The organism is Streptomyces sp. NPDC058221 (assembly GCF_042882365.1).
Taxonomy (GTDB): Bacteria; Actinomycetota; Actinomycetes; order Streptomycetales; family Streptomycetaceae; genus Streptomyces.
Window position 1 is genome coordinate 33,102 of sequence record NZ_JBHVWF010000055.1, and the last position, 14,264, is coordinate 47,365.

General features: G+C 69.9%; 12 protein-coding genes, 1 tRNA gene and 1 pseudogene. 5 read left to right on the top strand and 9 right to left on the bottom strand.

What is annotated here, in order from left to right; genetic code table 11:
- Window positions 1-254 precede the first annotated feature (254 nt).
- On the bottom strand, window positions 255-1,127 hold the full coding sequence (locus tag ACFVW8_RS19165) for an SDR family oxidoreductase (protein ID WP_389691431.1): 873 nt from the start codon (window positions 1,125-1,127) through the stop codon (window positions 255-257).
- Between the two features lie 90 nt (window positions 1,128-1,217).
- On the opposite strand from ACFVW8_RS19165, the gene ACFVW8_RS19170 reads away from it, so the two are divergent.
- Window positions 1,218-1,994 carry a TetR/AcrR family transcriptional regulator gene (locus ACFVW8_RS19170; protein WP_389691433.1) on the top strand — a complete coding sequence of 259 codons (777 nt, stop codon included), beginning with the start codon at window positions 1,218-1,220 and terminating at the stop codon, window positions 1,992-1,994.
- A 126-nt stretch (window positions 1,995-2,120) separates the two neighbouring features.
- Here the strand turns inward: ACFVW8_RS19170 and ACFVW8_RS19175 are convergent, their stop codons facing one another.
- A complete protein-coding gene (locus ACFVW8_RS19175) occupies window positions 2,121-3,743 on the bottom strand; it encodes an adenosine deaminase (RefSeq protein ID WP_389691435.1) in 1,623 nt (540 codons plus the stop codon).
- Window positions 3,744-4,122: 379 nt separating this feature from the next.
- A complete protein-coding gene (locus tag ACFVW8_RS19180) occupies window positions 4,123-4,545 on the bottom strand; it encodes a hypothetical protein (RefSeq protein ID WP_389691437.1) in 423 nt (140 codons plus the stop codon).
- Between the two features lie 183 nt (window positions 4,546-4,728).
- Here ACFVW8_RS19180 and sigJ point away from each other — a divergent pair, with 183 nt between their 5' ends.
- Window positions 4,729-5,790 (top strand): RNA polymerase sigma factor SigJ, encoded by a 1,062-nt coding sequence (sigJ, locus tag ACFVW8_RS19185; protein WP_389691439.1) that lies wholly within the window; start codon window positions 4,729-4,731, stop codon window positions 5,788-5,790.
- 211 nt (window positions 5,791-6,001) lie between these two features.
- Window positions 6,002-6,331 (top strand): annotated as a pseudogene (locus ACFVW8_RS19190) (MBL fold metallo-hydrolase); the annotation flags it as partial.
- 92 nt (window positions 6,332-6,423) lie between these two features.
- Here ACFVW8_RS19190 and ACFVW8_RS19195 read toward each other — a convergent pair.
- The 3 genes from ACFVW8_RS19195 to ACFVW8_RS19205 all read right to left on the bottom strand — a co-directional run bounded on the left by ACFVW8_RS19195 (window position 6,424) and on the right by ACFVW8_RS19205 (window position 9,499).
- A complete protein-coding gene (locus ACFVW8_RS19195) occupies window positions 6,424-6,798 on the bottom strand; it encodes a MerR family transcriptional regulator (protein ID WP_389691441.1) in 375 nt (124 codons plus the stop codon).
- Between the two features lie 30 nt (window positions 6,799-6,828).
- Window positions 6,829-7,554 (bottom strand): SDR family NAD(P)-dependent oxidoreductase, encoded by a 726-nt coding sequence (locus tag ACFVW8_RS19200; RefSeq protein ID WP_389691461.1) that lies wholly within the window; start codon window positions 7,552-7,554, stop codon window positions 6,829-6,831.
- A gap of 373 nt (window positions 7,555-7,927) precedes the next feature.
- Entirely contained in the window at window positions 7,928-9,499 is a 1,572-nt protein-coding gene (locus tag ACFVW8_RS19205) for an alpha/beta hydrolase (RefSeq protein ID WP_389691443.1), read from the bottom strand.
- Window positions 9,500-10,151: 652 nt separating this feature from the next.
- On the opposite strand from ACFVW8_RS19205, the gene ACFVW8_RS19210 reads away from it, so the two are divergent.
- Window positions 10,152-10,958, top strand: a complete 807-nt coding sequence (locus ACFVW8_RS19210) for an alpha/beta fold hydrolase (RefSeq protein WP_389691445.1) — start codon at window positions 10,152-10,154, stop codon at window positions 10,956-10,958.
- A gap of 40 nt (window positions 10,959-10,998) precedes the next feature.
- Here ACFVW8_RS19210 and ACFVW8_RS19215 read toward each other — a convergent pair whose 3' ends face one another.
- From ACFVW8_RS19215 to ACFVW8_RS19225, 3 genes are all read right to left on the bottom strand, one after another.
- Window positions 10,999-12,120: an IS630 family transposase gene (locus ACFVW8_RS19215; RefSeq protein WP_389691447.1), complete on the bottom strand. Its 1,122-nt coding sequence runs from the start codon at window positions 12,118-12,120 to the stop codon at window positions 10,999-11,001.
- A gap of 401 nt (window positions 12,121-12,521) precedes the next feature.
- Window positions 12,522-12,595 (bottom strand) — tRNA-Pro (locus ACFVW8_RS19220).
- Between the two features lie 125 nt (window positions 12,596-12,720).
- Window positions 12,721-13,662, bottom strand: coding sequence for a metallophosphoesterase (locus ACFVW8_RS19225; RefSeq protein WP_389691449.1), 942 nt, complete (start codon window positions 13,660-13,662; stop codon window positions 12,721-12,723).
- Between the two features lie 79 nt (window positions 13,663-13,741).
- Between ACFVW8_RS19225 and ACFVW8_RS19230 the strand changes: the two genes are divergently transcribed.
- Window positions 13,742-14,206 carry a GatB/YqeY domain-containing protein gene (locus ACFVW8_RS19230; RefSeq protein ID WP_389691451.1) on the top strand — a complete coding sequence of 155 codons (465 nt, stop codon included), beginning with the start codon at window positions 13,742-13,744 and terminating at the stop codon, window positions 14,204-14,206.
- Window positions 14,207-14,264 lie beyond the last annotated feature (58 nt).

The following is a 14,264-nucleotide window of genomic DNA, read 5'->3' on the forward strand; positions in this document are numbered from 1 at the left end:
ACCCGCTGGTGGTGGCCCGCGTCGGACAGCGGTCCGCAACCCCCGGTCCGCGTGAGGGAAGCAGAGGCGCTCTCCTGCGGCTGGTGCGTGCCGCGCATGACGACCTTCGCGAGGACGTCGCGACCGTGAACTCCCCTTCGACGAGATGCTCGCGATGGCCCGCAGGGGCGAGATCGCCGATGCCAAGACGATCACGCCGCTCCAGTGGACGGCCCTGACGGACCATTCCGGCACCCCCGGCGCGGGGTGACCGGTCAGCGGGCGTCCTCGGCGGTCAGCTGCTCGCGCAGGAACGTGCGCATGGGGACGGGTTCCCGCCCGATCAGGGTGGCCAGCGTCGGGTCGAGGACGTTGAACTCACCGGCGCGGGCGGCCTCGAAAATGCCCAGTACATGGTCCGCGGCCTCGGCGGGGGCGCCGTGACCCATCAGCTGCTCCCGGAACGCGGCGTCGGCTGCGGGGGCCCTGGTGACGGTGCGGCCCGTGACCTCGGAGACGATGCCGGCGATGTCGGCGAAGGTGAGCGCCTGCCCCGCGGTCAGCGGCGGTGTGGGGCCCTCGAAGCGGGCTTCGCCGGCCAGGACGGCGGCGGCGGCCTCGGCGAGGTCGGCGTGTGTGGTCCAGCTGACGGGCCCGTCCTCGGGGAGCGCGATCTCGCCGGACTCCAGGCCGTGGCCGGCGAGCTGGATCGCGCTGGCGGCGTAGAAGCCGTTGCGCAGCGCGGTGAACGGTACTCCGGAAGCGCGCAGCGCGTCCTCGGTGGCGGCATGGTCGCGGCAGGACTGGAAGTGCGAGGTGTGGGCGGCGCCCATCTGGCTGGTGTAGAGGATGCGGCGGGCGCCTGCCGCAACGGCTCCGTCGATCGCGGCACGGTGCTGGCTCACGCACTCCTCGCCCATCTTGTCGACGGAGACGATGAGCACCTGGGAGGCGCCCTCGAAGGCGTGCGCCAGGCTTGCGGCGTCCGTGAAGCTGCCCTGCCGTACCCGTACGCCCTGGTCGGCGAGCGCCTTCGCCTTCTGCGGATCGCGGACGCTGACGCCGACCTGGTCCGCCGGCACGCGCGTCAACAGCCTCTCGACGATCTGCCGTCCGAGCTTTCCGGTGGCTCCGGTAACGATGATCATGATGTGCTCCAGTGTGGCGTTTCCGATGGAATCGTCATCACCGTAACACTGGAACTATCGATGGAACCACCTAGCCTGTAGCATTGATATATGCCATCACGTTCAAGCGATGGGAGCGGCGCGGGCGACCCCCGGACCGCTCCTGCTCCCGCCTCCGCCCGCACGGTCGCCGTCGACGCAGAGGCCGCGGCCCAGCCCCGGCAGCGGATCATCGAGGCCGCGGCCGGTCTGCTGGCGCGCGAGGGCCGCGACGCGGTCACCACCCGCGCGGTCGCGGTCGCCGCGGGCGTGCAGCCGCCGGCCATCTACCGCATGTTCGGCGACAAGGACGGGCTGCTCGACGCGGTGGTGGAGTACGGCTTCGCCACATTCCTCGCGACCAAGCACGTGGACCCCGACCCGCCGGACCTCATCGAGGACCTGAGGGGCGGATGGGATCTGGCGGTCGAATTCGGTCTGGCCAATCCGGCGTTGTTCACGCTGATGTACAGCGAGCCCACCAGGCCCGCTTCGCCCGCGTTCAAGGCCGGCATGGAGATCCTCATGGGCCGGATCCGGCGCCTGGCGGCCGGCGGCTGGCTCCGCGTGGACGAGGGGCTCGCGGCGGGGATCATCCACGCCACGGCGCGCGGCGCGGTGCTCACCTGGCTGAGCCTGCCCGATGACCGGCGCGATCCGGCCCTGCTGACCACGCTCCGGGAGTCCATGGTCGCCGCCGTGACCCACCATGAGCCCGCCGTGCAGACCCCGGGCCCGGCCGGCGCCGCCCGCGCCCTGCGCGCCGCGCTGCCCGAACAGACGCCGCTCAGCGGTGCGGAGCGGCATCTGCTGGGGGAGTGGCTGGACCGCATCGCCTCCGCCGGTTAGGGCGTAGGGGCGGCTGTTTCACCCTGGCGCACCGTCAGTACGCGTCTGTGCGTACGCGATACGACCACGTCCGGGCGCGGGGTACGAGTCCCGTGCCCGGACGCATACATGCGACGGCGGGTTACGTCAGCCGCGGCCGCCGTGGTCGCGCTCGAAGGCGGCGAAGGCCGTCTCCTGGCGCCACTGTGTCGCCGCCTTGGGACTGGCGGAGAGGTAACGCGAGCAGCGGGGGCTCGGGTGCGTGGTGCCCGGCCGGTCACTGCGGCAGGCGGGAACCAGCCGGTAGCCGGATGGGGTTGAGCCGGTGGCCCACAGGCTGCGGCCGTCGCGGAACGCGTACTCCAGCGAGGCGCGGGCCAGGTCCTTCAACTCGGTGTAGCTCAGGCCATAGGTCTTCGCGGCGTACTGGTACTCGTGGCTGACGTCGATCCGCGAGACCCCCGGGTCGTCGGTGGACAGGACCACCGGGACCCCGTAGTGGCGGTAGGCCTCGAACGGGTGGTCGGCGCCCGCGATGCCGAGGATCTGCTTGTTGCTGGAGAACGGCACCTCGACGGCGACCTTGCGCCGGGCCATCGTCCGCGCGAGCTGCCGCCAGTCGTCCTCGTGGACCAGGTCCACGCCGTGCCCGATGCGTTCGGCACCGGCGACGCGTACGGCCTCGTTGATGTGGTAGGTCAGGTCCTCGGGCTTGACCAGCCCCGGGGCGAGCTCACCGGCGTGCAGGGTGAGGTGGGCGCCCGGGTACTGGCCGCGCAGGTACTTCAGCATCCGCATCTGGAGGCTGTAGTTGCTCAGCGCGCTCTCCCCGTCCTCGGGCTGCACGAGGTTGACGGCGACGAACCTCGGGTCGCGCTCCGCCAGCCGCATGCCGACCGCGATCTGCGTGAAGACGCGTGCCGGGGTGCTGCCCCGGGAGACCTGGGAGATCCACCGGACGGGCAGCCGGCAGCCCGGATCGGGGCGCGGGGTGTCGCAGTGCGCGGTCTCCCGGAACTGGGCGTCGGCGGCATCGGCCTCCTGGACCGCCTCGTTGACCACCCGGTCGAGCTGTCCGCCGGCCAGCAGCTTGCGGTGGAAGGCGGCCAGGTCGGTGTCGTAACCCACCGTGTCGGCCAGCTTCTTGGTGCTGTCCGACGCCGGGGTGACCATGGTCTCCAGATAGAACTGGTTCTGCTCGACCGCGGTGTCGGCCACCTCGGCCAGGAGCTTGCCCCGGTCCCAGGTCGCCAGGCTGAACTTGCCGAACGTGTCGAAGAAGTGGTCGTGCCCGGACTGATCGGCCGGGAAGTCCTGCATGGACCAGGCCCTGACGATCTGCTGCCGGAAGGCGGTGTCCGTCCGCGCGTCGGAGGCGGGCCTCGTGCCCGCCCCGCACGGCGGCGCCACGGCCGTCATCGTCGCGTCGATGCACAGGCCCCTCTCGATCGCGAGCTTGATCAGATACTCGGTCGTGGCGGCACCGGACAAGTGGTTGTGCAGGTCACCCCCCTTGGGAAGCGCTTTGAAAAAGGCCTTCAGCCGCTCGGGGCTGCCCTGCAGGGAAGCGAGGTAGTCGGCGGTCCGGCGCTCGGCCGGGGTCACCGCACGGGGCGAGGCCTGCGCGGCGGCCCGGTGCACCGTGTCGCTCACGGGCGCCGCCGCTGCGGTGGCCGGGACCGCCGGGAGCAGGGCCAGTGCGGTGAGTGCGCCGAGCCCGGCCAGGAGGCGGGACTTGGGACGGTGTTCCGTCCGGATTGTTGAGATCACGGCCGAATGATCGCTTCCGGAGAGGGGGTTTCTCACCCAATTGATATCTATGAGAGGAAACCTCCACCCGATCGAGTGCGCCGGCGGTCCGCACAGGCCGCGGACGGGCACCACCGCGCACCCCGTTGATCGCATCCACCGGCAACGGCAGGCTCGGTACCGCCCGAGGGATTGAGCGGAACAAGGAGCCGGCCCGGCCGCCCGTGCCTGGTCGAAGGGCATCGCCCTGAACCAGGACGGGCCGGTGGCCTCCTTCACGTACGAGGATCAGCTCGTCCGAACGGACCGGGGCCGGCGCATCCGGCACCGAAAGGTGTCAGTACGCCGCGAGGCCGGACGCGGAGTGGAGCCGCTCGTGCTGCCGGACTGAGGGCGGCGGCTACGGCCGGGTGTCGGTGTCGGTGTCGGTGCCGGTGCGTCTCGGCGTGCGGGTGAGCAGCACCTGGCCCAGCGCCAGCACGCTCAGGCCGAACATCAGCACACCCAGGGGGACATGGAGCGACGCCTTGTGCGCGATGCCCAGCACCACCTGAACCGAGGCGAGCACGAGGAAGCCGGAGGCGTACAAGATGGGGCGGGGCGATCCGCCGCCCGGCCGCCACGCAAGGATCGCGGCGAGCACGTACAGCATCGACGCGCCGTACATCACGCGCGCTCCGGCACCGTGCAGTGCCTCACCGTGGGACGAGGAGAGCAGGAGCCCGGCCGTGGACGCCTGGAAGAAGATGGCCAGTGTCTGCAGGGCTATCGCGACCTGCACGAACGTGACTCTGCCCGGTACTGCGGTCGTCTGGGTGGCCATGACGTGGTCCCCTCTTCTGCCTCGCGGCGGGTGGGTTCAGTAATGTCTCGGTAGTTCGACGAAACAGGCCCGCGAAATGTCAGGTGAAGCGGTCCGGCGCGGTGTTCCGGCGGTGTGCCGGAAGCGCCGGAAACGGATGCGGATGCGGATGCGGATGAGAAGAACGACGGAGCGGTCACGGCCATGAGCACCTCGTCCGATCCAGAGCATGTCCGGTCCGAGGCAGGGCAGATCGGGCCCGAGCCGGACCGGCTCCGGTCCGGGCAGGGGGCGGGCGCGATCGTCGGGGAACGGCGACGGCTGATCAACGTCGCCTACCGCCTGCTCGGGTCGCTGGCCGAGGCGGAGGACGCCGTACAGGAGACCTACGCCCGCTGGTACGCGATGCCGCGGCAGCAACAGGAGGCCGTCGATTCGCCGGGCGCCTGGCTGACGACGGTGGCCGGCCGTATCTGTCTGGACGTGCTCGGTTCGGCGCGGGTCAGACGTGAGGCCTACGTCGGCGCCTGGCTCCCCGAGCCGCTGCCCGACCGTACGGAGTGGTTCAGCGGGCGGACGGCGAGCGGCAGGACCGATTCGGCCGACCCTGCGGACCAGATCACCCTGGACGAGTCGGTGAACATGGCCCTCCTCGTCGTACTGGAGTCGATGACGCCTGCCGAACGCGTGGCGTTCGTCCTGCACGACGTCTTCCGGTACCCCTTCTCCGAGATCGCCGCGATCATCGCCCGGACGCCCGCGGCCAGCCGGCAACTGGCTTCCTCGGCCCGTCGGCGTATTCGTGCGGCACGGGCGCCGGCGCCTCCGGCGGCCGGACAGGCCGGTCTGGTACGGCACTTCAAGGAGGCGTGGGAGGCCAAGGACATCGAGGCACTCGTCGGCCTGCTCGACCCCGAAGCCACGATGACGGCGGACGGCGGAGGCCTGGCCGGTGCCGCGCTCCGCCCGGTCGAGGGCAGCAGGCGCATCGCCGAGTACCTGGTCCACTTCGCCGACAGGGCCCCCGGCCTGACCCTCCTGGAGCGGACGGTCAACGGCCGCCCCGGCCTGGTCGCCCAGCATGCCGGCGTCACCGTGACGGTGGCGGCGTTCGGCCTCGCCGGCCACCGCGTCACGCATATCTGGGCGGTCCGCAACCCGGAGAAGCTCCGCCCGTGGCTGCCCGCGGAAGTCGCGGAGGCGCGACCGAGCGCCCGACGGCACGACCGCCCGACGGCACGACCGGCTGATGGCACGACCGGCTGACGGAGCGGCGGTGTGCCGCTCTTGGCCGATGTCGGTTACGAACGGGTGATTGCCTGCTCAAGGAGGCTCTTCAGGGTGTTCTGCTGTTCGGGCCGGAGGCCGGCCAGGGGCGAGTCCTGGACGAGCAGTTCGAGGAGCCGTTCGCGGGCGACGTTGCCCTCGGCAGTGAGGACGAGATGCTTCGCGCGTCGGTCGGTGGGGTGCGCGCGGCACTGTGGCAGACGGGCAGGAGATCTTCCCGGGCGTACGGATGCGGGTCACCGGCGGTCACTCGCCGGGGCATCCCGAATACGTCGTCGCTTCGGGCGGGCAGCGGCTGATTGCCTTCGGCGATGCCCTGCACTCGCCGATCCAGGTGGGCCACCCCGAATGGTCCTCGTGCGACCATGACCCGGTCCGGTCGGCCGGCCATCGCCGTGATCTCGTGGCCGAGTTGGCTGAGCTCGACACGATCGGCTTCGGGATCCACTTCGCCGGTGTGGTCTTCGGGCAGGTCCGCCGGGACGGGGGCCTCGCCGCCTGGCATCCCCTGGACGGCTGATGGCTGACGGCTGATGGCTGACTGCCGACGGACGGCGGACAGCGGCGGTGGCGGCCGGGGCCGGCCGGTATGCCGGCTCAGAGGTTCGCGTGTCACGCCTGCCGATCCGCCCGACCGAGCACGTCGACGAGCCGTGTGCGGACGACGTCCAGCGCGGCCAGCTTCTCCTCCACCTGGACGAGCCTCCGTGCGACGACGCGTGAACTCGCCGCACAGACAGGGGCGTCGGCGATGTCCTGTCCGAGGCAGGGCAGGAAGGCGCGGACGTCCTGTGAGGTGAGGCCGAGCGAGAGGAGCAGCTTTATGTTGCTCACCCGGCCGACCACCGTCTCGTCGTACTCCCGGTAGCCGTTCGCCGCCCGGCGTGGGTGGAGCAGGCCCTGCTGCTCGTAATACCGCACGGCCCGGACGGTGGTGCCGGCCCTGCTCGCCAGCTCTCCGATCAGCATGGCTCCATCCTCATCCATCTCGGCCCCATCCTCCGTCCCTCATCCCCGTCATCCAGCCGCGCTCAGTCCGCCGTCGACACGGATGACCGTGCCCGTGAGGTAACTGGCCTCTGGGCGTGATGCGTTCAGGATCCACCAGGCGATCTCGTCGGGCTGTGCGATCCGCCCGAGCGGGATGCGGGCCCGGAGTTCCCTGCCCGCTGCGGCGATCTGCTCGTCCGGGAGACCCGCATGGCGCAACACCGGTGTCGCCGTTATGCCGGGGGCCACCGACAGGACGCGAATGCCGCGATGGGCCACCTCGACAGCCCAGGTGTGGGTCAGGAAGTCGAGGGCCACCTTCGTGGATCCGTAGATCGAGTTGTCCCGCCAGCCGTAGTGGGGAGGATTGGAGGTGACGTTGACGACGGTGCCGCCGGCCTCTATGTGCGGTAGTGCGTGCTGGGTCAGGAATACCGGGGCGAGAAGGTTCGTGGCGATCTGCTCCTCGGCCGTCTTCCGGTCGATGGCGCCGAGGGGTGCAGGGCGGGTGATGGCGGCGTTGTTGACCACGATGTCGATGCGACCGAACGCCTCCAGCGCGGCGGTGACGATGCCGGCGGGGGCGTCCGGCTCGGAGACGTCGGCCACGTGTGTCCGGATGCGCGGGTGTTGCTCGGCCGTCTCCGCCAGGCGTGCGGCGGTCCGGCCGACTACGAGGACCTCGGCACCCGAGGCGGCGAACTGCTGGGCCGTCGCCCGGCCGATCCCGGTACCTCCGCCGGTGATGAGCACGACCCGGCCGTGCAGGGCGTTGGCGTTCGTCTCTTCCATGCCCGGGACGCTAAGCCTTGACCCCGGCGTCAGGGTCAAGCGCGGGGCGAGTGGGCCGGGTGGGTGAGGCCGGGCGTCTCGCCGCCGTCGGCCGTCCGCCGTCCTCAGGCCGTCTACCGCTTCCGGCTCTTCAACTTCGGCGCGATGCCGCTCCGCGCGGCCACGGTGGGCGTGCGCGCCGAACTGGGCGGCGCACGGCGCGCGTTCGGATTGCTCGCGGTGGGGACGGCGGCGACGCCGGTGCTGCCCCTCAGGGGCGTCACCCGGTCCGCGCTGGAGATCCCGGCCACGAGCCGGCTCCCCGGGCCCGGCCCTGGATTCCCCCCTCACCCCCTCACCCCGTCGGCTCCACGGCAGGGCAACTGGCGCCACGCGCAGGGACCTTCAGCGAGATCAGATAGGCGTCGACCGTCGCCTGTGCGCAGGGGCTGTTGGTGTACGTGCCGTGACCCCAGCCCTCGTAGGTGTGCAGGACAGCGCTGCTGCCGAGCTGATCGGCCACGTGGGTGGCCCAGTTGTAGCCGGACGCCGGGTCGTGAAGCGAATTGGTGAGCAGGATGGGTCTGCTGCCCCTCACCTTCAGCCGGTGCTGCGGGTTCTGGGGTGCGGGCGCACCGAGGCAGGCCGAGACGGACATCAGGGCGCGGACGTACTTCATGTCCGGGGCGATCCTGCCGACGCGGCGCAATTCCCGTGCGTAGCCTTCGTAGCCCCGGACCGGCAGACTCCAGTCCTGGCAGAAGATCTCGAACGCATTTGTTCCCAGGGCGGGTTCTGCGCCGGCCGGAATGGCTCCGGTTGTTCCGGCCTCCTTCAGCGCCTCCGGCTTGCTTTCCGCCAGCCCGTGCAGGAAATCGGCCAGAGCCGCCCACGTGGGGTCGTACAGCTGCTTCATCACCAGGACGCTGAGGTCGAACGGAGTGACCGCCCTGCCGCCGTCCGACAGCTCCCCCCGCTCGGCGCGGTCGAGGAGATCCGCCCAGACCGCCCGCACGTTCGAGCCGTGCAGGTCACAGCTCGGGGTCCGTTCGCACCATGCGACGAACTCGTCGAACGAGTCCTGGAGCGTGGCGGCCTGCGTGGCCAGGAACCCCCTGGTGCCCAGGCTGTGGTCCACCACGGCCTCCAGGACCACGGCACGGACCCGCTTCGGATACTGCTCCGCATACTGCTCGCCGAGCAGCGTCCCGTAGGAACTGCCATGGAAGGTGAGGGACTTCTCGCCGAGGGCTGCCCGCACGGCGTCGAGGTCCTTCACCATGCTGAGGGTGTCGACGTGGTCGAAGAGGCCGTGCTCGGTGTTCTTCCTGCAGTCCGCCCGCAGATCACGGTTGTACTTCGCGGTGGCGTCGAATTCGGCCTGGCTCTTCATGACCGGCGACGGACGCTTGTCCAGAAGTTCCTGCGAGCAACGGATCGGGTTGCTGAGCCCCACACCGCGCGGATCGAAACTGACGATGTCGAACCGGCTGCGGAGGGTGTCGCTGAAGCGGCTCATATTGCCCTTCCCCACGATCCGGCTGACACCCGAATCTCCTGGCCCGCCGGGCCCGAACACCATGGAACCGACCCGGGCCCCGGGCCCCGTGGCCCTGCGCCGGGCGAGCTGGAGGTCGAACCGCTCTCCGTCCGGCCTGCCCCAGTCCACCGGCAACGACAGCGCACCGCACTCCGCCGAGGCATCCGTGTCGCACGGCTCCCACCTGATGGACGAACCCGCCCCGGGAGGCCCCGGCTCCCACCCCTCGACCGCGGTTCCGCCCGCTCCTCCCCCCGGCGCCCCGCTTGCGGTCTGACCGCCGGCGAAGCCGACCATGACGGCCAGTACCGCACCCCAGGCGACATGCGACCGCCCCTTCCTCCATCGTTGGCTCCGGGGCCCGCCCGATGCCTCTTTGTCCACCACAGCAACTTCTCCTCACGTGTCCGAGGATTCGAGGATCGTTCGCGTGCGCCCCGCCCGGTATCCGGGAAGACCCTGGACGGCCCCGTAGGGGAGTCGGAGCCAGCTGAACTCGGTCTGCTCCATGCGTGGTTGGCCGTGGCGAGCGCACTCGTGCGTGGACGCGGACGAACGAGTGCGAAGCCAAGGCAGCCCTCTTTGCCCATTTGGCCTTCAGACCAGGGCGAGTTGGCAAGCAGCCTCGGAAGGCATATGAGCAGCACGCAGACCCGCGCTGAAATTCTCAGCGCGGCTTTATAGACCTGGGACGCTGAACGCGCCTTGGCGGCCTTGTTCGGAGCGGGATACCGTCCAGCTGATGTGGCGACCGGGAAGAAGCGGGCACGCCAGGTACTCCGGGGGCTTGCCGACACCGGTGCCATCGTGAAGGTGAGTGCGAGGCCCGTGGAATGCCCACGCACTGACAGCGGATCTCTTGCCGACTGGGTGCGGCGCGTCCTGCTAGTGCTGTGACCGGAAAGGTTCACCGGGTTGCTGCTCGCTTCTGAGGCTCCGGACGGGTGGCTCTTGGCTGAGACGTCCGACTGCTGTCGGCAGCACAGGATGTCGGCAATCTGTTGGTGCGATGTCGGCAGACAGGTACAAGCTTGTCCGCATGACTGAGCTTCTCGCGTCATCTGCTGACGGCCGGCCCATCACGGCTCTCGACGAGGGATCCGGGCCGAACTTGCTGGTGGTCCACCCAGGCGGCGGAGACGTGACGACCTGGGACGGTGTCACGCGCTACCTCTCTGATGACTTCCGTGTTGTCAGGATCCGACGACGGATCTATGTTCCCGAAGCAACCATCGCACTACCTCACTCGATGACCGTCGAGGCAGCCGACATCGTCGCCGTCGCGGGTCTCCTGGAGCCCCCTGTGCTACTCGTGGGGCATTCCTCGGGTGCCGTCGCCGCACTGGAAGCCGCATTGCTGGACCCGTCGGCGTTCGCCGGACTATTCCTCTACGAACCGCCGATGCCCACCAAGGAGTTGGTCGCCGGGACGGCGGGCGCACGTGCTCGCGCCGCGTTCGACAGGGGCGACCCGGTCGAGGCGATGCGGATCCACATGCGGGACATCGTTCGCATGCCCGCGAACGTGGTCGATGCCATGTTCGCCGACCAGCATGTGCGAGCGGCGTTCTCTGCTTACGCGGCGGCACAGATCGCAGACAACGAGGCGATCGACGCGCTCGGCGTAGGTGTTGATCGCTTTGCGACACTCGAAATACCGACGACCCTCATCGAGGGTGATCTCAGCCCCGCCCACCTGCGCGAACGTCTAGCTGACATGGCGGCAGCCCTGCCGAATGCGCGGAGCGTCACGCTCCCTGGCCAGGGACACATCGCCCAACTCAACGCCCCTGACACCCTGGCCGAGACCATCCGGGACATGGCGGGCCAGATTTTCCACCTATAGCCGAACTGGTGCCGTGACCGCGGAAGGTTCGCCGGATTGGTCAGGCTGCGGGTACCAGGGGGCGCCCTCCCCAGCGGATGCCTTTCTCGCTGCGGATGCGGGCGCGTTCCTTCCGCTCGGCGGCCAGGACGTCGGGGTGGCGGGCGTTGGTGTTGCGCCAGCGCAGGTAGGCATGCAGGGCGCGTGTCTGGACGGTGTGGTTGGGGTGGTGGGAGTTGGCGAGAGTGAACTGCCGCAGCGGCCCGAAGTGCGCCTCGACGGGGTTGGCCCAGGAGGCGTTGGTCGGGGTGAAGCACAGCTCCAACTCGTTCTTCTTCGCCCAGACGCGGATCTTGGTGCCCTTGTGCGCGGAGAGGTTGTCCATGATCACGTAGATCGGGGCGCCGTCCGGGCGGGCGGCACGGATCAACTCCAGCGCGGCCAGGGAGTTCGCGGCACCCTTGTGGCGGCGGTTGACGCCCCACAGAGTGTCGTCGCCGACCGAGTAGCAGCCGTGGAAGTAGGTGACCCCGTGGGTGCGGTGATAGGTCGCCGGGACCCGGTCGGGACGGCTCCGCTTCGCCCAGCAGGACCCGCCGGTGGGGCGGATGCCCAGCGGGCCGAACTCGTCGAAGGCGAAAACGCGGTCGGGGAAGTTGTCCAAAATGTGCTCAATGCGGTCGAGCTTGGTGTCGCGCTCCGGGTCAGTGGAATCCTTCCAGGTCTTGGTCCGCTGGAAGGTGACCCCACGGCGGGCGAGCAGGCAGCGCAGGGCCTCGCGGCCGATGCGGATCACCCGGCCGTGGACCTTGCGCAGGCAGGCGGCGAGTTTGCGGATGGACCAGCGGGTGAAGGGCTGGCCGAGCTTGGCCGGGCGGGTAGTGGCCGTCGCCACGACGAAGTCCTCGTCATCACGGCTGAGCAGGCGGGGACGGCCTCCCGCCCACCGAGGGTCCAGGCAGGCCAGGCCGATCTCGTTGAACCGGTGGATCACATCGCGCACCGTGTCCTCATCGGCCTGCACCAACTGGGCGATGACCGGCACCCGGTTCCCGCCGGCCGAGGCGAGCAGCATCATCGCCCGCCGGTAGCGCACCGTGCTGGTACTGCCCCGGCGCACGATCTGCTGCAGCCGCTGCCCCTCCTGGTCGGTCAGCCTGCGGACTCGAACGGGCTCAGCCACCGCGCCTCCAGCGATCGAAACGGACGTCACCGCACATCCAACCGCCACGACCGACAACCCGGCGAACCTATGCGGTCACAGCACTAGAGACCGCCGCAGCCCCCTCCACAGCCAGCCCGGTGAGCGGGATCGGCGCGCCGGCAGCCGACCGGCAACCATGGCGAGATGATTCACTCTGCCCCTCGCCCGCCCGGCAGCGTAGGTCGAGCGCTCCAAGCGCAGGCCATGTTCGGCCTTGGTGAGAGCTGCCTGCTGCCTGCTCCGCGGTTGCCCTCCCCACATCGCCTCTGCGAGCCGGCGGGGAGCTGCCTCCTGCACTCGGCTCCCAAGATGGCCCCCGGAAACCACTCAGGGGCCTGATCCACTAAGTGGATCAGGCCCCTGACCTGGTCTTACGGCTGTCGGGGTGGCGGGATTTGAACCCACGACCTCTTCGTCCCGAACGAAGCGCGCTGCCAAGCTGCGCTACACCCCGATCGCCACCGGTGTCCCGGCGACATCGATTACTTTAGCCCACCGGCGGCCGGAGACGAAATCCGGTTTTTGTGCTGATCGAGACACGGGGGAACGATACGGGGGTGGGGTACGGGAGCCGTCGGCTCACTCGTCCCGGGCCGTCAGTGTCAGCAGGGTCGCCTCGGGCGGGCAGGCGAAGCGGACCGGGGTGTAGCGGTTGGTGCCGCAGCCGGCCGAGACGTGGAGGTAGGCGCGGCGGCCGTCGACGGAGTGGGAGGAGAGGCCCTTCACCCGGTCCGTGTCCAGGTCGCAGTTGGTGACCAGGGCTCCGTAGAAGGGGATGCAGAGCTGGCCGCCGTGGGTGTGGCCGGCCAGGATCAGCGGGTAGCCGTCCGCGGTGAAGGCGTCGAGGGATCGCAGGTAGGGGGCGTGGACCACGCCGATGGAGAGGTCGGCGCCCGTCTCGGGACCGCCCGAGACCTCCGCGTAGCGGTCGCGCTTGATGTGCGGGTCGTCGAGACCGGTGAAGGCGAGCTCGAGGCCGTCGAGCTTGAGGCTGCCGCGTGTGTTGGACAGGTTCAGCCAGCCCGCCTCGTCGAAGGCGTCCCGCATCGGTTCCCACGGGTTGTGGACGACGTTGACCGCCGGGGCGTTCCCGTTGAGTCCGTGCTTGCCCGCGGTCTTCTCGAAGAGGTAGCGGACGGGGTTGCGGAGCTTGGGGCCGTAGTAGTCGTTGGAGCCGAAGACGTACACACCCGGGAGCTCCATCAGTGGCCCGAGCGCGTCGAGCAGCTCCGGTACGGCCTCCGGGTCGGAGAGGTTGTCGCCGGTGTTCACGACGAAGTCCGGGCGCAGGCCCGCGAGTGACTGCAGCCAGGCGCGCTTCTTGCGCTGTCCGCTCACCATGTGCACGTCGGAGATCTGGAGGACGCGCAACGGGCGTGCCCCGTGCGGGAGTACCGGGATCGTGACCCGTCGCAGGCGGAACGAGCGGGCCTCGAATCCGGCTGCGTAGGCGAGGCCGGCGGCGCCGGCCGCGGCGGTGACCGCCGTGATTTTCAGGGGTACTCCGTAGCGTGCGCGCATGCGCCCATCGTCGCAGACAGTGCGTGCCGACCGGAAAACCTGCGGGCGGTGGGCGCCCCGCACCTGCCACAATCACCACATGACCACGCTCAAGTCCAAGCTCAAGGAAGACCTCACCACGGCCATGAAGGCGCGTGACGAGCTGACCTCGTCCACGCTCCGGCTGACCCTCACCGCGATCACCAAGGAGGAGGTCAGCGGCAAGTCGGCCCGCGAACTCTCCGACGACGAGGTGCAGAAGGTGATCGCCAGGGAGGCGAAGAAGCGCCGCGAGGCGGCCGAGGCCTTTTCGCAGGGCGGCCGGACCGAGCAGGCCGAGCGGGAGAAGAAGGAAGGCGAGCTGCTCGACACCTACCTCCCGCAGCAGCTGAGCGACGACGAGCTGTCCGCGATCGTGGCGTCCGCAGTCGAGGAGGCCAAGGCGGCCGGCGCCGAGGGGCCGCGTGCGATGGGTGCCGTGATGAAGATCGTGAACCCGAAGGTCGCGGGCCGCGCGGAGGGTGGCCGGGTGGCCGGCCTGGTCAAGAAGCTTCTCGCGGGCTGAGACGGCGGCGGAAGGCCCGCACGCATGAAGGCGGGGCGCACCCGGACCGGGTGCGCCC